This is a genomic window from Gammaproteobacteria bacterium (assembly GCA_029881255.1).
Classification (GTDB): Bacteria; Pseudomonadota; Gammaproteobacteria; order S012-40; family S012-40; genus JAOUMY01.
Map to the genome: position 1 here is coordinate 1 of JAOUMY010000009.1, position 20,464 is coordinate 20,464.

The window sequence follows — 20,464 nt, forward strand, 5'->3', positions numbered from 1 at the left end:
TACATGCTGCCAACGACTTACACTTCGCTGGCCCAAATGCCGTTGACAACCAGTGGCAAACTCAATCGCAAGGCCTTGCCTGTTCCTGGCGTTATCACTTCCGCTCATGAGTATGTCGCGCCACGCACGCCAACAGAGGAAGTGCTTGCCGCCATTTGGCAAGATGTGTTGAAACGCGAAACGATTGGTGTTTACGACAATTTCTTTGAATTGGGTGGACACTCATTATTGGCAACTCAACTGGTGTCCCGGATTCGTAAGCATTTCGAAGTTGAGTTGCAAGTCCGATTGTTGTTTACCGACCCAACATTACAGGCCTTGGCTAAACAGATAGACCGTGCGCTTCAAGTCGCAAACGGTGTTATCGCACCGCCGATTACCTCGACTTCGCGATATACTGACTTACCACTATCGTTTGCGCAACAACGCTTGTGGTTTCTCGATCAGATTAACCCAAAAAGTTCGTTATTTAACGTCCCGATGTTTATGCGTCTAAACGGTCCTCTGAATATTGCAAAGCTATTTGACACGTTTAACGAGGTAGTACAGCGCCATGAAGTACTGCGCACCGTGTTTACCAGTATAGCCGGACAGCCACTCCAGATCATCAAACCTCAATTTTTCATTCCGCTACCAGTTATTGACTTAAGTGGACTAAGCAATGATGTCGTTGAAACCAATATATCCAAACTCGCTGACACTGAAGCGAAGCGGCCATTCGTACTCTATGAAGGTCCTCTTTTGCGTACCACGCTTCTTAAACTTGGATCAGACGAACATATCATTTTGATGACAATGCACCACATTGTTTCAGACGGTTGGTCCATGGGAGTATTGATCCAGGAACTGTCGATTCTATATAACGCGCTATCGCGTGGACAACAAAACCCATTGCCGCCCTTAACTATTCAATACGCGGATTTCGCTCAATGGCAACGAAACTGGCTACAGGGTCAGGCACTCGAACAGCAACTTGGATTCTGGCGAGAACAACTAGAGGGTGCGCCCGGACTTTTAGAGCTACCAACTGACCGTCAGCGACCACCGGTGCAAAGTCATCGCGGTAGTTCAGTGTATTTCACAATAGAGAAATCGCTGGCCAAACAAATTAAGACACTCTGTAGCGAACAAGGCGCATCAGCCTTTATGACAATAATGACTGCCCTGCACATATTGCTGTCAAAACTTAGCGGCCAACAAGATATATGCGTCGGCACACCCATCGCCAACAGAAATTACCAGGAACTAGAGCCACTGATCGGCTTTTTTATAAACACGCTGGTTATACGCAGCCATCAGGATGATCGACACAGTTTTAGACAATTGCTTTCCGATGTCCGTGAAAGAACATTATCCGCATACTCGCACCAGGACTTTCCATTTGAACAACTCGTAGATGAGCTCAATATACCGCGTGATATGAGTTACCCCCCCCTCTACCAGGTGTCTTTCTCTTTTCATAACATGCCGCAACCTGGTTTACAGGCGTCGGAGATTCGCCTCTGCCCCTTGGCAACTCCAATGTCTATGGTCAAATCAGAAATCGAATTGCACATCACTGAGTCATCAAACGGTTTTAGCGGACACTGGAGTTATGCCGTAGACCTATTTGATGAATCTACGATAGATCGTTGGTCTAACAGCTTCCTCTATCTGCTAAAACAAATCGTCGCAAATCCCGACGCTTCTCTCCGAGAACTGTCACTGCTAACACACGACCAACAGCAAAAGATCGTCGCGCAATGGAATAACACCTCAAAGGCTCACTCTTCGCCATTCTGCATTCATCAATTGTTTGAAGCCCGGGTAGCCCTAAACCCTCATGCGGATGCATTGTTAATCGGTGACCAATCGATGAGTTATGGCGAATTGAACAGGCGCTCAAATCAACTCGCACACTACATACGTAGCCAAGGCGCAAGTCCCGACAAGTTAATAGGCGTATACACCGATCGCAGTTTTGACGCGATCATCGCGATATTGGGAATATTGAAGTCAGGTTGTGCCTATGTGCCACTTGATCCGGATTCCCCCCAGGAACGCCTTGTCTCCACGCTGAAGGACGCACATGCGCGTATGCTTATAACCGACAGCAATATGGTGCAAAACCTCCCCGACTTGCCTGCAAGGGTACTTAATCAACTGAGTTATCGTGAACTTGTACTGGATACCGAATGGAGCAAAATTGAATCTTGTTCTGAGGAAGACCCGACAAATATCAATGTGCCGGGGAATTTAGCGTATGTTATCTACACCTCAGGTTCTACGGGACAACCAAAAGGTGTGCAGATTCAGCATGGCAGCTTATGTAACTTAGTCCACGCACAAAGCGCAAGTTTCAATCACAAGCAGAACACGCGATACTTGCAGTTTTCGTCACTATCGTTTGACGCCTCTGTATCGGATATTTTTTGCACACTTATATCCGGGGGTATGCTTTGTATCGCCAGTCAAACGCAGCGTCATTCTATAGACGAAATGAAACAGTGGATGACATCTCAAAACATCAACGCAGCAACTTTTCCACCATCTGTGCTCACGGCAATGGGTTCCCATCTATCACTCCCGCAGCTGAAGACGTTGATCGTAGCCGGTGAAGCATGCCCGGCATCTCTTGTGAATCAATGGGCTCCGCATTGTGATTTTTTTAACGCCTATGGACCAACTGAGACAACAGTCTGCGCTTCCCTAACATTATGCGACGAATCAGAACAGGCACCCTCAATCGGGTATCCAATCAACAATGTCAACATCTATATATTAGATCGTCATTTAAACCCGGTTCCAATTGGCGTAGTCGGCGAACTCTACATAGCAGGTGCAGGACTGGCACGGGGATATTTAAACAAATTTCAGTTGACTGCTGAATATTTTATCCCCGATCCATTCAACACCGTTGTCGGCGCACGCATGTATAGAACCGGCGACTTAGCTCGTTATTTGGATGATGGTCAAATTGAATATAAGGGTCGTGTTGATCATCAAGTAAAACTGCGAGGTTTCCGAATTGAACTAGGCGAGATCGAAGCAACACTACGTTCTCATCCCGCCATAGCCGAAGCTGTCGTCTTAGCAACAGAAGGCGAACTCGCAGACAAACGTTTGTCTGCCTATCTTATTGCTCAAGCTGGCACCGAGATTCCCGACGCAACGGATCTCAGAGCCTTTGTTCAAAAATATCTGCCAGGCCACATGGTGCCAAATACTTTCACTAACATTGATCAGGTTCCTGTGACGATAAGTGGAAAGCTGGATCGCAAACGGCTATTGGAAACCGTAACAGCTGAGAAAAAAACAACGTTTGTATCACCAAGAAACGCAATCGAAAAAACGATAGCAGATGTCGCCATGGAGATATTAAAAGTAGAAAACGTTGGCATACATGACAACTTTTTCGAACTAGGCGGACACTCACTATTGGCAACGCAATTCATTTCAAAAATACAAGATCAGCTGCAGGTGAGATTAAACGTAAGTGTTCTGTTTGAAAATCCCACCGTCGAAAAGGTGGCAGCGTATATAGAAACTATCGAACAAATAAAACTGGATTCTTCGATTTTCGATGAACCGGCCGAAGATAACGCCTATCAGGAAGTGGAGCTGTAGTGTGAAAGCCCTCAGTCATTCCCGATTTCTTTACATTTGCTAACTGGAACAATCCATGAGTATTGTCGAATTAATAAAGAGCATTCAGAACGAAGGTATAAAACTATACGTTTCCGATGGCAAACTTCGGTGCATGGCGCCGGATGGCGTTATTCCACCAGCGCTTCTCAATGAAATTAAGATTCATAAAAGCGAAATTACGCGGCTTTTGACAAGTGTTACGTTCAACAAACAAAGCGTATCAAAAAGGCCAGACTCGTGCGGCGAGAGGCTTCCACTTTCTTTTGCTCAACAACGTCTGTGGTTTCTCGATCAGCTTAATCCCGGTAGTCCATCGTATAACATACCGACGACGATGCGCCTTTCGGGGCCATTGGATGTAACAGCACTGCGTAACGCATTCAACGCGGTTGTTGCACGCCATGAGTCGCTACGTACTGTATTTGTCAGTCATGAAGGGCATGCGCTGCAACACATTTTTCCATATAGCCGTTTGGAACTACCTCTGCTAGACCTATCTTCCCTGCCCTCCACAAGCAGAGAGCAACGGATGCAGGCGATAACCACAGCCGAAGCAGGAACACCCTTCGACTTGAAAAAAGGACCGTTGTTACGATTCGGTCTAATTCGCATGGATGCTCAAGAGCATGTCGCGTTTGTGACTATGCATCATATTGTTTCCGATGGCTGGTCGATGGGAGTTTTGACACAGGAACTCGCCACGCTCTACAGCGCTTTTTCTCGAGACCTTCCGAACCCGCTGCCACCCCTGTCGATACAATATCCCGATTTCGCGCATTGGCAACGCACCTGGCTGCAAGACAATGTGCTGCGGCAACAACTCGACTACTGGCGCCAGCAACTAAGCGATGCCCCACCATTCTTGGAATTACCGACTGACGAACCCCGCCCAAAAGAGCAACGTTTTCGGGGAGCCAGCTTTGATGCTCATATATCAAAAACGCTAACGGAAAAAATCCATTTCTTTAGTCGTCACCATGGCGCTACGCTCTTCATGACATTGATGGCGGTGTTTCAACTATTGTTAGCAAAGCTCAGCTCTCAAAAAGACATTTGCGTCGGCACCCCGGTTGCGAACCGACACTATGTCGAATTGGAACCTCTCATTGGCTTTTTTGTAAACACATTAGTGATTCGAACTCATCTGGAAAACGACGCCACCGTGAGCGAGCTGGTTTCACAGGTTCGACAGACCACATTAGCGGCATATGCTAATCAAGATTTGCCCTTTGAAAGATTAGTAGACGAACTCAATGTGCCTCGCGACATGAGTTATAGCCCGTTGTTTCAGGTCATGTTTTCTCTGCAAAACATGCCAACGCCGGCACTTCAGGTTTCTCAGTTACAGCTACAACCTGTTGCAACGGTTGATTCAACAGCCAAGTTTGATATCGAAGTTCAATTTATGGAAACAGCTAATGGAATAACCGGTGGCTGGAAATTCGACGTTGACCTCTTTCACTCCTCGACCATTGAGCGTTGGTCGCGCGCGTTTATATTTCTACTTGAACAGGTCGTGAGTAATCCTGAAGCTCGACTCAGTGAATTAACTATTCTGGACTCTCAACAACGACACCAGCTCCTGGTCGAGTGGAACGAGACCTCGGTAGATTACCCAGACAATCAATGCCTGCACACAATATTCGAAGAACAGGTCAAACAAACTCCAACTGCCATTGCGCTGGTTTGTGAAGATCAGTCTCTCACCTACGCACAACTCAACCAACGCGCCAATCGCCTGGCCCATTATCTACGTGACCAGGGTGTTGGACCGGACACCTGTGTGGGTCTGTGCATGCAACGTTCTTTGGAGTTAGTGGTTAGCATCTATGCAATTCTCAAAGCAGGTGGCGCATATGTGCCTATAGACCCGGAATACCCGGTTGAGCGTATCGCCTTCATTTTATCTGATACCGGAGCAAAATTAGTCCTTTGCCAACACATTTCAGAAAATCACGTCGGTGAGTTTTCAGCCAAGACATTCTATTTTGATCGCGACTGGCAGGCTGTCGAAGACTATCCCGATACGAATCCCCGTACTATCGCTACAAGCGCAAATCTCGCCTACGTTATTTATACCTCCGGCTCAACAGGCCAACCCAAGGGTGTCGCTGTCGCTCACGGAGGTGTTTGCGACCGCATGCGCTGGACGCAAGAACGTTATCCCCTGTGTTCTCAAGACAGTGTGTTATTAAAAACACCTTTTACTTTCGACGTTTCAGTATGTGAATTTTTCTGGCCGCTATTCGCCGGCTCTCGGTTGGTTGTTGCCCAACCGGAGGGGCACAAAGATCCGGTTTATCTTAGCCACATTATCGATCAGCATCAGATTACCACTGCGCACTTCGTGCCCTCCATGCTTCAGGTGTTTCTCGAACAACTTCCCACAGATAGCGGTACCTCACTAACACGGCTCATCTGTAGTGGCGAAGCATTACCACTAGATCTACAACAACGCTGTTCAGAACAACTCAACGCTGAGTTGCATAATTTGTACGGACCGACGGAAGCCTCCATTCACGTAACTGCATGGGCTTGCGACCCGAGAGCAACTTATACAAGCGTCCCCATGGGACGCCCTTTGGCCAATACCGATGTTTACGTACTTGATCAGGCACTCAACCCGGTAGCACTCGGTACGCCAGGCGAACTCTACATTGGCGGTACAGGAGTCGCGAGGGGCTATCTCAACCGTGCAGCTTTAACAGCACAGTCATTTATCCCCCATCCTTTCAGCGAGCACCCCGGCCTACGTTTATACAAAACAGGCGACCTTGTACGCTATTTGGCAGATGGTAACCTGGCGTATTTGGGCCGATTGGACCATCAAGTAAAGCTCAGAGGTTTACGTATTGAACTGGGTGAGATTGAAGCCGCTTTACGGCAGCACACCGCAATAAGTGAAACCGCTGTATTGTTAAGAGAAGATAAACCGGGCCAAAAACGTCTTGCTGCATACGTTGTGTGGCAAAGTCCTGACACTATTGTAGATTGGCGCGATCTAACAGCGGCTTTGCAACTCCAATTGCCCGACTATATGATTCCATCGACATATACCTCACTGACGGAAATGCCACTGACGTCAAGCGGCAAACTTGACCGCAAAGCACTGCCCGCGCCGGAGATGTTCAGCACTCAACGTGAATTTATTGCGCCACGCACCTCTACCGAAGAAGTACTCGCGAAAATCTGGGAAGATGTTCTCAAGCTCGAAAAAATAGGTATTTACGATAATTTCTTCGAACTCGGCGGTCATTCTCTATTAGCAACACAGGTGATTTCACGTATTCGGAAAAGTTTCAGCATCGAACTACCGCTAAAAACGATCTTTACGTCTCCCACGCTGGAGAACCTCGCCGTCGCAATCAGTCTTGTGAAAGAAAATGGGGACAATAATTTTTCCATGCCGATCAGGCCGGCCGCAAGAACATCAAACCTTCCACTCTCCTTTTCGCAGCAGCGTTTCTGGTTCCTAAATCAAATAATTCCAGACAATCCGTTTTTCAATATTCCAGTCGCATTGCACTTGGACGGAACTCTCAACTCTCAGGCCTTACACAAGTCATTCAATATACTTGTAGCTCGCCATGAAGGGTTGCGCACGTGCTTTCCTACGGGGGACAATGGCCAGGCACGACAAATTATTCACCCCAGGCTGGAAATTGATGTTCCAATTATAGACCTGGAAACGCTGGCGGATAACGTTAAAGCCGCTACAATCAAAACTTACTTGTCTGAAGAAACCAAGACTCCTTTCAATCTCAATGATGGGCCTCTCATTCGAGTCCGCCTGCTGAAACTATCAACTACAAAACATATTTTACAGTTTACCCTGCATCACATAATATGCGATGGCTGGTCTCTAAATATTTTGCGCCGCGAGTTCGAACACATTTACAATGCAGTGGTCGAAAATAATCCCGTTAAATTGCCACCTCTGCCTCTGCAGTACGCCGATTTTGCCTCCTGGCAACATGCCCGTTTGCAGGGTGAAACACTGGAAAAACAACTCTCATATTGGCGCAATAACCTAAACAATATGCCGCCGTTGCTACAATTGGCAACAGACTATCCGCGCCCTAAAATTCAAACTTATAACGGCGCCGTTGAAGTGGTTGCCATCGATAAGGAGTTAACGGGAAAACTAAAAGAAGTTGCTCAAGCCAACGACTGTACGCTATTCATGGTGCTAATGACTGCCTTCAACATTCTTCTTCATCGTTACAGTGGTCAAACCGATTTTGCCGTGGGCACTATATTGGCAAACAGACACTACTCTGAATTAGAATCTATCGTGGGTGTATTTATCAATACGATGCCTTTGCGTGCAAACTTATCCGGAAACCCAAGCTTTAGAGAACTATTGCAACAAACGAAAACAAACTCACTTGGCGCCCATGCCCACCAGGACATCCCCTTTGAACTACTGGTTGAAAAATTACAGCCTGAAAGAACTACAGCGTACACGCCACTTTATCAAGTTCTTTTTGTACTACAGAACACGCCTTTGGAAAGCGGAAAAAGTAACAAAGATTTGAAAATTCATGCTGGCGAATCTCCGCGCACGGTTGCGGAACACGACTTGACACTCAACCTGAGTGAATCTGCCAACGCTGTTAGCGGTATTCTCGAATACAACACCGATTTGTTTAGCGCACAAACAGCGAAAAACATGGTAAACCACCTTCATCGCATTATAAATCAAGTCGCTGATAACCCGGAAATTTTGCTAAGTCGTGTGGATATTCTTAATCATGCCGATAAACGCATAATCGAGACATGGAATGCGACAGAAACTCCCGTACCCGACGATGACGCTTTACATCGTTTATTTGAGAGTCAGGCGCTTAAAACACCTGATGCGGTAGCAGTTGTGTTTAACGGAGAAACGATTACCTATTCGGATCTAAATAGTAAAGCGAATCAGCTTGCACATTACATTATGGAACAAGGCGCGGGACAGGGTCGACTGATATGCGTGTGTTTTGAGCGTTCTATTGACCTGGTAATCGCCATGATCGGCATTCTTAAATCGGGGAACGCCTATGTCCCACTAGATCCAGACTATCCACAAGAGCGTCTACGCTTTATGCTCTCGGATATCGAAACCCCACTTGTCATAACACAGCAGGACTGTCTGGAGAAAATACCAGTAACAAACACCCATGTTCTTTGCCTTGACGAGAATTGGGATATGGTTGGTCGATATCCGAAAATCAATCCGCTCACGCGCGTGTCAACCTTGTCCCTGGCCTATACAATTTATACCTCTGGCTCAACAGGGCAACCAAAAGGCGTGGGCATTACCCATCAGGGCATATGTAATCGTTTGCGATGGATGCAAAACCGCTATCAACTTGTTTCAAGTGATCGTGTGTTACAGAAAACGCCATATAGTTTCGACGTGTCGGTGTGGGAATTTTTCTGGCCTCTAATAACGGGGGCTCGCATGGTGCTGGCAAAACCCGAAGGACACAAGGACGCAAGATACATACAACAAATCATAGATGACCATAATATTACTACCATACATTTCGTACCATCAATGCTGCAGGTATTTCTTGAACAATTGTCTCAAAACTGCTGTCAATCACTTCAACGGGTAATTTGTAGTGGCGAGGCTTTGTCGAACCAATTGGCTCAATACTTTTTCGCACGAATTAATGCCCAATTACACAACCTATACGGTCCAACCGAAGCATCCATCGACGTTACTGCCTGGGCGTGTCGAGCAGAAGAGAAGTCATATAGCGTCCCCATAGGCAAACCAATAGCCAATACCGAAACCTATATACTGGATCAACATCTAAACCCGACCCCGATTGGAGTTCCAGGTGAACTATACCTCAGTGGTGTCGGCCTGGCCCAGGGCTACGTCAACCGCCCCGCTCTTACTGCGCAAGCGTTTATCCCACATCCATTTGGAAAACTGCCGGGCGCACGCCTGTACAAAACGGGAGACCTGGCAAGATTTTTATCTGACGGAGCTATTGAATTTCTCGGGCGCATCGATCACCAAGTCAAACTAAGGGGACATCGTATAGAACTCGGGGAAATCGAATCCGCCTTATGTCGACACCCAGCTGTTTTAGAGGCTGTTGTTCTAGCACGCGAAGACAACTCTGGCGATCAACGTCTTGTCGCTTACGTGGTCCCGGACCTTGACTATATACCTGTGAACGAGGCCAAATCTGAACTAAACCAAAAGGCGATTGATCAATGGAAGAACGTCTACGACGAAACCTATCAGTTGCCAGTCTTCACTACAGAACCTTTCGTAAATTTTTCGGGCTGGAACAGCAGCTATACCAATCAGCCAATTGCTACGGAGGAAATGCTGGAATGGACTGAGGATACAGTTGCGCGCATCAAAGAGCTTGAGCCGAAGAAAGTTCTTGAAATTGGATGCGGCACGGGCCTTCTTCTCGGTCGCCTACTCGCCGATTGTGACGAATATGTTGGAATCGACCTATCTGAGCAAGCGCTAAACCAGATAGCAACAGATTTGGCCGCAAGCAACTTACCGTCGGAACGGCTGACACTTTTTCAAGGACGCGCCGATGATTTGGGATGTGTCGACGGAAAAGCGTTCGACACGATCATACTCAATTCGGTAGTTATCTGTTTTCCCTCTGTAGAATATCTAATAAATGTCGTGCGGGAAGCACAAAACGTGCTAAGTCCGAATGGAAAAATTTTCATTGGCGACGTGCGCCATCTGGGACTACTCGAGGCTTTTCATGCATCCGTACAATTTCACAAAAGCGCTAACACTACGCAGAAAACGGAACTGACGAAGCTAATTCGATCTGGTATCGCAACCGATAAAGACCTGGTGATAGACCCCTCGCTGTTTATTGCTCTTCAACAAAATAGTTCAATGCTAGGCCATGTAACCATCTCACCCAAATTAAGTAAGTTCCATAATGAGATGTCGATGTTTCGGTACGATGTTGTTCTTTATGCTGGTAACTCTCTACCCATCAACGACGACATTTCCTGGGAATCGTGGGAAGAAAGACGCTATTCCAGCGAACAAATTCGTGACTATTTGATCAATCGACAACCAGAGCAACTGGCCTTGCTCGCTATTTCAAACTCGCGACTCACCTATGCAATAAACGGACTATCGTACCTGGAGGAGCCAGGTAACACGTCAACAACACTCGCCGACGTGAAGCGAAGAATAGCTCAGAAACAGGAAATTGGAATCGACCCTTATGAGCTACGCGATATCGCAATGTCACTTGGTTTTGAGACAGAGTTTAGCTGGGCATCATCGAACGGTTCCGGACGATATGACGTCATCATTCAGCGCAAGGAATCATATAACGCCGCATTTTCCTTGACCCGCTTTCCGGTTCTGAAGCAGGAAACTCCGCCTACTTGGAAAAAGTATGCAAACAATCCACAATTGCTCACCTTACAAACTGATGTGCTACCAGACATACGAAAACATCTAAAATTAACTCTGCCAGATTATATGACGCCATCTGCGATTATGTTTCTAGATGCGTTCCCCTTAACGGCGAACGGAAAGCTGGATCGTAATTCACTTCCCAATCTCGGTGCCCCCCAAAAAGAGGTCGATCGCGTGTATATACCGCCTAACACTGAAATGGAACGAACGATCGCCGATGTGTGGAGTAATTTACTGGGAATTTCTACGATTGGGCGAAATGACAATTTTTTTGAAATCGGCGGCCACTCCCTTTTAGCGACGAGATTTGTGTCGCGTATGCGTGAAAGCTTTGGAATAGAATTTCCTCTGCTCGCCATGTTTGAAACTCCCGTATTAAAGACGGTTTCAGCACGAATAGAAGATCTAATGCCGTCCATCGCCAGTAAATTAGAATCGCCGACTTGTGGAAACCAAAAGCAATGGACCTGTCTGGTGCCACTACAATCACGCGGTACAAAGCCGCCAATCTTTTGTGTACATCCTGCCGACGGAGGTGTCTCGGTTTACATGACACTGGCCTCGATGCTAGGCACCGATCATCCCTTTTACGGCCTACAGGCCTGCGGTCTGGAGCCGGGGCAAAAACCTATCAACTCTCTAGATGCCATGGCTTCTCACTATTTTAAAGAGATCAAATCTATGCAAGCTACCGGCCCTTATTGTCTTGCCGGATGGTCAGGTGGAGGTCATATTGCTCTGGAATTAGCTCAAAGACTAACCGCGAATGGCGACGAGGTCCGCTCATTGTTCATCATAGATACGCCTGCGATAATGAGAATTTCTCTGACAGACGACGTTAGCTACATTACCAGTATTTTTAAAACTGGAATTGAAATGTCTGACAAAGAGCTACGCTCTTTAAGTTCGGATGAATTAATTCGAAAATTTGCTGAAAGGGCGAAAACCGGACTGTTACTTTCTAGCGAATACTCACTGGAAGACGCAAAACGACTTTTTTCAGTGTTCAAAGCGAATTTGGATATCTCAAACAGCTATACACCGTCTGCCTACAAAGGTGACACTACCTTCTTTGCTGCAACACTTGAGAGAGGGAGCAACACACCAATAGATCTATCGACTTATTGGAAAAATTTCGTTAATCCCGATACCCGGGTCATTTATGTTCCGGGGGATCACTCTTCTATCATTAAACAAGCTAACAACGTTCAGATAATAGCTGATCAAATTCGAAAACGTCTAAAAGATCGATTTTGATGTCAGATATAATATTGGAACAACAACTTCACGGAGAGATTATTTGTTTCGAATACGTATTATATTTTATAATTTTCAATACTTAATTGTAAGACACAACTAGTCAAAACTAAACTTGAATGAATTAGCAAGGACTGAACCATGAACTACGATGAATGTTATCTAAAACAAAATATACAGGTTGAAGCTCTCTATAATAACTGGTATGCATGGCCACACCTGATTTCGCCAGCCACTTCTGCCATGATAACTGCCAATTTGCATCTCAATATATTAAAGTCGTATGTCGACAATCCTGAATTACACGCAATGGCGGTTAAGAGTCCTGAAATGCTTGGCGGCCCATTCGTCGATTATGAAGGTAAGCGAGCCGACGAAATAAGCAGTCTTATCGACAGCACAGAAACTAAATTAGGTCATTTGCTGAAATTCGCGGAAGCAGTCAAAACGTTTGATAACGAACTGCAAGCCACTGCTAAGGGATTTTCGCTCGAGCCAATGTATGAAAAGATTCCCGCCCCACTGAAAGGCTACGTCGAACTCGTCTATGATTTAAACCACAATCCATCCCTGCGTTTTATCGAAGGTCTGTTATACAGAAGCCCTTATTATGTAGAATCCGCCCAGAGTATGTCGTTGTCAGTGATTAACCAGGACTATCGCCCCTTTGTTTTGAGTACGCCACGCCTGGAGGACAAAAGCCACTTACATCTTCCTATTCGCTTTAACAATCCGAGAATCGATCAACTTTTCAAAATGAAAGACTCACCGAATTCTTATGCATATATAAAAGATATCTTGCAGGTAGCCGACGACAAGGATGAGCTGTTTAAAACCTTCTTCACCGATGAACCTAATCGGAAAGATAATTCTAAGCCTGATTCCGGTGTTAGATTTCGTTATTACGGACACGCGTGTATTCTTATAGAAACTCAAGACGTAAGCATTTTGACCGATCCAGTCATTAGTTACGACTATGATAACGGTATAGATAGATATACTTATGCCAATCTGCCAGATTCAATTGACTACTTGATAATCACGCACAATCATCAAGATCACGTTATGCTCGAAACCCTGTTACAGATACGTCACAAAGTCAAAACTGTGGTTGTACCGAGAAGCAACGGGGGATCACTCGAAGATCCGTCAGTAAAGCTTATGATGGAGGCAATAGGTTTTCAAAACGTCGTGGAACTCGATGAGATGGAGACTATGCAAATTCCCGGAGGTTCAATAACCGGATTACCCTTTTTTGGTGAACACTCCGACCTTAATATACGAACCAAGCTCGCACATCTCGTCAAGTTAGGTAACACCTCTCTTATGTGCGCAGCTGACTCTAACAATATTGAGCCGGCACTTTATGATCACTTGCACAAAATTTACGGAGATATTGACGTATTGTTTCTGGGCATGGAATGTGATGGTGCGCCACTGTCCTGGCTCTACGGACCACTAGTAACTGCGCCTTTGGATCGCGCAGTTGATCAGTCTAGACGGCTTGATGGTTCTAATTATGAACGTGGTGCAAAAATCGTAGATTCATTGAAATGTAAACACGTCTATATATATGCCATGGGCCAGGAGCCATGGCTGAATTACGTCATGAGTAAAAAATATACAGAGGATTCTAATCCAATCGTGCATTCAAACAGGCTTATCACATATTGTGAAAACAGGGGAATTGTCGCGGAAAGATTGTATGGTACTAAAGAATTATATATTTAGCAGTCTGACATATTTTTGATTTTTACTAATTTCGTGGGGACTCAACGGAGCAATATCGTAGCAATCTGGACGCATAAGCGCATCTGGAATAGGTATTGTTTCTGACTGAGTCTCCCGAATGAGGATTTGAGTGATATAACATGGGCAACTTTACAATTAACATTAATAACGCGAAGACCCGGGAAAAGGCCTTTAATCGAATGAATCGCTCATTCGATATCATTATGAAGAGACGAGAACTAAAGCATGATCCACCGTCTCTAAAAAGATGGTTTAAACGGCAAAGTTTAAATATCGAGTATCAGTTTTTAGATTACTACTTTGGCGGCCCGCCAAAGTGGAGGATTTCGCTGCGATCTCTCAACAAGTCCAAGCGTATTTTGCCTGATTTCGCCGTCGTGTCGCCAATGAAAAGCGGATCATCCGATCTTTCCACCTACCTTTTGCAACACCCAGCGATACTCAAACAACTTTGCAAAGAAATTCCTGTCTTCCACGACTCGGATATTTGGCGCATATTCTACCCAACCGTCGATGAAAAAATTGAGATTGAAAAACGCTTTGGAACAAGTCGATGTGGCTTCTTTGCACCTTTTATAGCGCAGTCTGCAGCTCTGTCGGAGACACTGTCTAATATTCACAATAATTTTAAGATCGTATTGTTATTAAGAGACCCAGTAAAGCGCGCGTATTCACAATGGAAGTGGGACATACTGGGTGGAGGCGTTAGAGCAAAAAATATGAAAATTTATCAGCGCTTTTCTAATTACGCAGAACAGGCTGTTGACAGCTTTCCCGACTCCATTATGTCTAGCATATGCGGTGCCTCGATGTTGCACGAAGGCATTTACTATAAATACGTCAATCTCTGGATTGAAAAGTTTGGTGTTGACAACGTTCTCGTCATAAATGCCTGTGATTTTTTCAAAGAAACTGAACGTACTTTAATGGAAATCTATGGCTTTTTAGGACTACCCGAATACCGGCCTCTAATTACAGACAAGATATACAATAGAAACAGAATTGAAACCGCCCCACTCGACGAGGATGCAAAATATATTTTGTCCGAATTTTACAAACCATACAACCAAAAACTATACAATCTAATTGGCAAGACATATAATTGGATTTGATAAACAATTTCGGTTTTTATAATAAGCTCAACCTAACAGACAAAAGATAAAAACGGAGAGAACGAAAATGGAAATTTTTTCCGATAGAGTGCTTGAAGAAGTAAATACGTTTTTTGACAAAGCAACTCCTATCAATCCTCAGCAAATTGATTTTAAAAACCCCTATTTCACTCAACCCAAACACGCCGTTAAGGAACAACTTTCTGACCCAAAGAGTTTGTTAGCCGGATTGTCTGCAGATCATTTATATGTGCACGTGCCATTTTGTGCAACACATTGCCTGTATTGTCACTATCCTACGTTGACAAATGCGCATTCGCCTGAAAATCAACTCACTTTCTTAGAAAATATCGAGAAAGAATGGAACGAATATCAAGAAATAGGCGTCGATTTTTCGAAAGTCAAAACCGTACACATTGGTGGTGGCACACCAAACTGTTTAGACCCTGATAACCTGGAAAGATTAACTAAAAATTTGTCGGAGATATTTAAGCCTTCCATTGAATATGCTGCTGAATTATATCCTTCACCTTATGACTTAACTGAGGAAAAATTTCAAATTCTTGCAAACAACGGAGTGGATCGAGTAAGCATTGGCATTCAGACGTTTAATTATGCTATCAACGAAAGGAATCGTCGGATAAATCAAAAGCCCGAAGATTTATTTCGTATTTTGAAGCTTGCCAAGCAATATTTCAATAACGTTTCTATTGATCTTCTTTACGGACAAAAGGAACAAACTCTGGACGATTTGTCGAAGGATTTTGAAATCACTCGAGAGCTCGAAATAAATTCCGTGTATTTATACCAAACACGTGAATTGATTGGAAAGAGGCTAATAGAGCTACAAAAGGCTCTCAATATGTTCTTAAAATATTTTTCAAGCCACGGTTATGAAATCGTTTCATTCGACCAGGTTATCAAAAAGCGAAACAACGACGGCTTTTGCGCGCATCGTAGTGGACGTAGCCTATCGGAGAATTTGTTAGGTATTGGACCCGGATCTGTGTCGGAGATGGGGGAATATATCTTTAAGACAGTTTCACCCGAAGTTTACGCGAACCAGCCTGGAATTGATCTTGACAGCGTAGTAAAGCGTAGCGAACGAACGCAAAAACTTGAGTATTTAAACAGAGCCTTTCGCCACTTTAATACGCCAGGAATAAATGGAATGTTGTTCGAAGACTATAGAAAACGCTTTGGCATTGACTCACCTGTTGATGACTTTCCCGAGGAAATCGAGTTTCTCAAGAACAACAAACTTATTGCGATAGATAATAGCCAAATAGAAATCACCAATCTAGGAATGCTCTTTACTCAACCAATTAATAACTACTTGCTAGGTCATTACAAGTAGGATAACCATTGCGCTAAAACCATAGCAGACAATGGCTATTTTTTGCAGCCAACGACTACGGCGTTTTGCCGGGGAGCAGATTTGGATTATTCTTTCGTAAAGAAAATTGTTTCGTCTAGCCTAACGGATATCGATCTGATCGAGGCCCGGCGCCAAGCGGTTCCCGGTAGCCATACTGACGTAATACTAAAAGAATCTTTGCTCGACCGAATGTATGACAAGCAAGGACTACGTAAGCGCATCAGCGAAATTACTGCCAGCGGGGAGTTTATTCTTAATTCGTTTCCGTGCGAAAATTTCAGAGGCGCAAATCTTTTGCTTCGGAGTGAATTTCTAATATTGCAATATGTAGGCAACGGATGTTTAACCACTGATCTTCTGGATGATTATATTCGACATACTATCGAGCGTATAAGAGGATTTTCCGCCTCTCGTATAATGTATCGTTGTTGCGACTATCATCGTCACGACTTCTCCTTTTTTACAAGCGATTTTTTTGCGAATCAACATTCTGCGCTTGCTAGAGGAGCCCAGCTTCTTGTTGACGAAGAAGAGCTATTTCTTTTGGATATGAAAATAGTTCAAGGTTTACTCGATTGGGGAATTCCAGTCGATATTCTAATACCTTTTGTACAGTTTCCCGATCAATTAACAGCACTACGCGATCGAGCAGAATCATTCATTTCTTATAATGGAATTAACTCTAAGTTCGGAATGATGCTGGAGGTGCCCGCCAACCTATTTCAAATTTCTGATTATTCGGTATCAGATTTTTTTGTTTTTGGTCCGTCAGATCTTACGAAGTATTTGTATGGTGGTATAGATAGAAATGATTGGAACTACGGCAGCATTTCGGATGATGTTATTCTCGCGCCTATTGTCCACGCGATTGAGGAAATCAACTGCTTGCAAAATAGGCAGGTACTTCTTGCAAAGCAATTGCTCAACCTAGAAGAGAGGTTAGACTATCAACAGAGAGAGAGCCTGAAATTCAGGAAGCTCTTTATGCCCAATCAAATCGCAAGACCTATTACTCAATCTTCCACGAGTTCGCAGGGTGCGTATGAAGTTCATACTTAAGCCTGCTGATCAATCTAAGTTGTAGTGTAGTCTTTGATGTGTTCACCGATGTCACTCAGGATAATTAGAAGTTATTAGCTCAATCTACAATCAACATGGAGAGTTAAAATGGCAATATTAAATATTTGGAAGAAACCAAGACCCCGTAGCCTGAGAAAATGGCATCAACCGCCTTGCATGAAACGAACCGAGTATTTCGCCTATAGAGGATCTGAGTTAATCGATACCAATCTCGCCTATTTGCGTCGAACAGCGCGCAAATTTTTAGGTCCGAAATCGATTCATAAAACGCGTTTCGTTCCAGTTGAAAGTAGGTCATGGATGACAGAACTTTCAATAGCGGATCAATTCATTAACGACGTACAATTGGCCAAGTGGGGCGATCAAAACAGAGGAATACCACCGTTTAACTGGAAAGATGTACCTATATTGAAGGACCCCTTTTCCCTAGCAGTCTACCCACTACTTCTTTGGGAACTAAAACCAGCAACGGTTATAGAACTGGGTGCGTATCTAGGCGGAAGCGCTCTATGGATGGCAGACATGATGGACACAATGAACATCAAAAGTCATGTTTACTCCTACGAGATAAAGCGTGATCTAATTAAAGTAGAACACCCGAACATAACATTCATACAGATGGATTTGAGTAAACCAGAAAATTTCGATCATGAAATGTTGAAAAGTCTGCCACATCCATGGCTAGTGATTGAAGATGCACACGTGAATATTTATAACACGCTTAGTGTATTCGATAAGTATGTGAACGCCGGTGATTATGTCATAGTCGAAGACACGCTGTTTCCCGACACATCAAAAGTTGAACAATTTTATGCATTTCTATCGGAATTTGGAAGCGGTTACGAAGTTGACTCACACTATACGGATATGTATGGATATAATGCCACGTGGAATTTGAATGGGTATCTCCGAAAAAAATAGAAACCTTCAATTAAAATTGATTTCGCAAATCAGCGCATTGATATATCTGTCAGATTTATCGTGAACAGGCGATCATTTTAAATCGTAATTTTCGCAATTATACTACTTTATTAAAATTCGATTTAGCTCATGTTTACTAAAGCTTGTTCAACCGTAATAATATCTTCGTCTGTCAGCCCGAGGTGAGTAACGAGACGCACACGCTGATGACCGAAGTCGACTGTATTCACATTTGCGTCTTTCAATTTCGAGATAAAGACAGAGTTAGCAATAGTTTCTTTAAGTACTAACACAACTATATTGGTCTCCACCGGAAGAACTTCTTTAACGTATTTGTTTTTTTTAGCCGCTAGCCCAATACGTTCGGCATTCTTATGGTCTCTCTCCAGCTTTACGATGTGATGGTCAAGTGCATAACTTGCTGCTGCAGCGAGAAACCCGGCTTGTCTCATACCACCGCCTAATACTTTCCGTATACGTTTGGCCCTGAGAATATCTTCCCTGGTACCCATTAGAACAGAACCGACGGGTGCCCCTAAGCCTTTTGAAAAACACAGCGAGACACTATCAAATAATTTTCCGTATTGCCTGGGGTTCTCCTTGTTGGCTATGATCGCGTTGAATAGTCGTGCGCCATCCAAGTGAAGTTTTAATTTCCTGCTTTTACATACTTCATGAATTGCCTCTATTTCCCGTATATCATAACAGCAACCCCCACCCCGGTTGGAGGTATTCTCCAGGCTCACCAATCTAGTAACCGGAAAATGAATATTATTCTGATTTATTTCACGAATAACTTGTTCTGCGGTAATCAAGCCAGTCCATCCACTAATTAATCGAACCGATGCGCTAGAATTAAAAGCTATTCCCCCACCTTCATATCGATATATATGCGACTCAGAACTACAGATTACCTCGTCACCAGGAGAAACGTGAAGTTTGATCGCTATTTGATTTGTCATTGTACCGGATGGACAAAATATTGCTTTTTCCATTCCGAAACAATCGGCAGCCTTCTTCTCCAGCTCGATAACAGTTGGGTCTTCATCGAACACATCATCGCCAACCTTCGCCGAAAACATCGCTTCCAGCATACCTTGCGTTGGTTTCGTGACGGTATCACTTCTTAGGTCAATCATAGGTTCAATAGTCAACTAATCATTGCCAAATGTCGATTAAACTAAAACAATTTTTCTAAAGCAGAATACATCCTTAAATCCGATTCGCTATCCACCTCATACCAAGGCTGGGAAATCGGAACACCAACTATTTCATGCCTATCGATGATTAACCTTTGCAACAAAGATGTAACATCCATTTTATCTACCTCTGGTTGCGAATAACGACTAAGGTATGACCGTATTTTTCGCCATCCTTCTTTGGTGAATTTCATTAAACCTATGTATTGACCCTCTATCTCTTCAATCGACGAAGAACGATTTCCAATTTCTACAATTTTGTAGTCTGACAGACGAAAGGTTTCTGCATCATCTAGTGGATTCTTGAAACGCATCTCCCACAATTTACGCCAATTCGGATCGTACGCTACAGCGATATCTCCATTTGAATGCGCTAATTTCTCAACGGTATCTTTAGAATAAACGATATCCGAATAACTAACTAAACACGTATCAGAATCCAGCCAATCATCTGCCGCTAACAACGACACTACCATATTAGTTTCTTGCCAACGGTCATTTCGAAAATAGCGCAAATCTAAATCAAAATTCTCTGCTCGATACCCAACTACGATGGATATTTGTTTGATATTTTCGCCTTCTAAAGCCGAGAGTTGCCAATCAATAAGTCGCTTGCCATGCAATTCCGTGAAACATTTAGGTTGCCGCTCAGTCAAATTCCCCATGCGACTGCCTCTACCCGCCGCTAATATTATTGCTTTCATTGATTAATACCTTG

The 20,464-nt window shown here is 44.2% G+C and carries 9 protein-coding genes; 7 read left to right on the forward strand and 2 right to left on the reverse strand.

Annotated features, from left to right (window positions below; translation table 11 throughout):
- The 7 genes from OEZ43_15435 to OEZ43_15465 all read left to right on the forward strand — a co-directional run.
- A partial coding sequence (locus tag OEZ43_15435; GenBank protein ID MDH5546983.1) for an amino acid adenylation domain-containing protein occupies positions 1-3,606 on the forward strand: 3,606 nt, incomplete at its 5' end.
- A 55-nt stretch (positions 3,607-3,661) separates the two neighbouring features.
- Positions 3,662-12,304 carry an amino acid adenylation domain-containing protein gene (locus OEZ43_15440; protein MDH5546984.1) on the forward strand — a complete coding sequence of 2,881 codons (8,643 nt, stop codon included), beginning with the start codon at positions 3,662-3,664 and terminating at the stop codon, positions 12,302-12,304.
- 141 nt (positions 12,305-12,445) lie between these two features.
- Positions 12,446-14,035, forward strand: coding sequence for an MBL fold metallo-hydrolase (locus OEZ43_15445; protein MDH5546985.1), 1,590 nt, complete (start codon positions 12,446-12,448; stop codon positions 14,033-14,035).
- A gap of 140 nt (positions 14,036-14,175) precedes the next feature.
- The gene (locus OEZ43_15450) at positions 14,176-15,168 is read left to right on the forward strand and encodes a sulfotransferase domain-containing protein (GenBank protein MDH5546986.1); all 993 of its coding nucleotides are present in this window, start codon (positions 14,176-14,178) and stop codon (positions 15,166-15,168) included.
- 67 nt (positions 15,169-15,235) lie between these two features.
- Complete coding sequence (locus tag OEZ43_15455) at positions 15,236-16,525, forward strand: radical SAM protein (protein MDH5546987.1); 1,290 nt, start codon at positions 15,236-15,238, stop codon at positions 16,523-16,525.
- A gap of 81 nt (positions 16,526-16,606) precedes the next feature.
- Positions 16,607-17,605 carry a hypothetical protein gene (locus tag OEZ43_15460; protein MDH5546988.1) on the forward strand — a complete coding sequence of 333 codons (999 nt, stop codon included), beginning with the start codon at positions 16,607-16,609 and terminating at the stop codon, positions 17,603-17,605.
- A gap of 321 nt (positions 17,606-17,926) precedes the next feature.
- Positions 17,927-18,547, forward strand: a complete 621-nt coding sequence (locus OEZ43_15465; GenBank protein ID MDH5546989.1) for a hypothetical protein — start codon at positions 17,927-17,929, stop codon at positions 18,545-18,547.
- A 122-nt stretch (positions 18,548-18,669) separates the two neighbouring features.
- Here the strand turns inward: OEZ43_15465 and OEZ43_15470 are convergent, their stop codons facing one another.
- Together OEZ43_15470 and OEZ43_15475 are read right to left on the reverse strand one after the other, a co-directional pair.
- The gene (locus OEZ43_15470) at positions 18,670-19,686 is read right to left on the reverse strand and encodes a beta-eliminating lyase-related protein (GenBank protein MDH5546990.1); all 1,017 of its coding nucleotides are present in this window, start codon (positions 19,684-19,686) and stop codon (positions 18,670-18,672) included.
- Between the two features lie 41 nt (positions 19,687-19,727).
- Positions 19,728-20,450 carry a phosphocholine cytidylyltransferase family protein gene (locus OEZ43_15475; protein ID MDH5546991.1) on the reverse strand — a complete coding sequence of 241 codons (723 nt, stop codon included), beginning with the start codon at positions 20,448-20,450 and terminating at the stop codon, positions 19,728-19,730.
- Positions 20,451-20,464 lie beyond the last annotated feature (14 nt).

Bases quoted from the DNA above. Each gene is read 5' to 3' on its own strand.
- OEZ43_15445 (MDH5546985.1), top strand. From the start codon at position 12,446: ATGAACTACGATGAATGTTATCTAAAACAAAATATACAGGTTGAAGCT.
- OEZ43_15470 (MDH5546990.1), bottom strand. From the start codon at position 19,686: ATGATTGACCTAAGAAGTGATACCGTCACGAAACCAACGCAAGGTATG.
- OEZ43_15440 (MDH5546984.1), top strand. From the start codon at position 3,662: ATGAGTATTGTCGAATTAATAAAGAGCATTCAGAACGAAGGTATAAAA.
- OEZ43_15450 (MDH5546986.1), top strand. From the start codon at position 14,176: ATGGGCAACTTTACAATTAACATTAATAACGCGAAGACCCGGGAAAAG.
- OEZ43_15475 (MDH5546991.1), bottom strand. From the start codon at position 20,450: ATGAAAGCAATAATATTAGCGGCGGGTAGAGGCAGTCGCATGGGGAAT.
- OEZ43_15455 (MDH5546987.1), top strand. From the start codon at position 15,236: ATGGAAATTTTTTCCGATAGAGTGCTTGAAGAAGTAAATACGTTTTTT.
- OEZ43_15465 (MDH5546989.1), top strand. From the start codon at position 17,927: ATGACAGAACTTTCAATAGCGGATCAATTCATTAACGACGTACAATTG.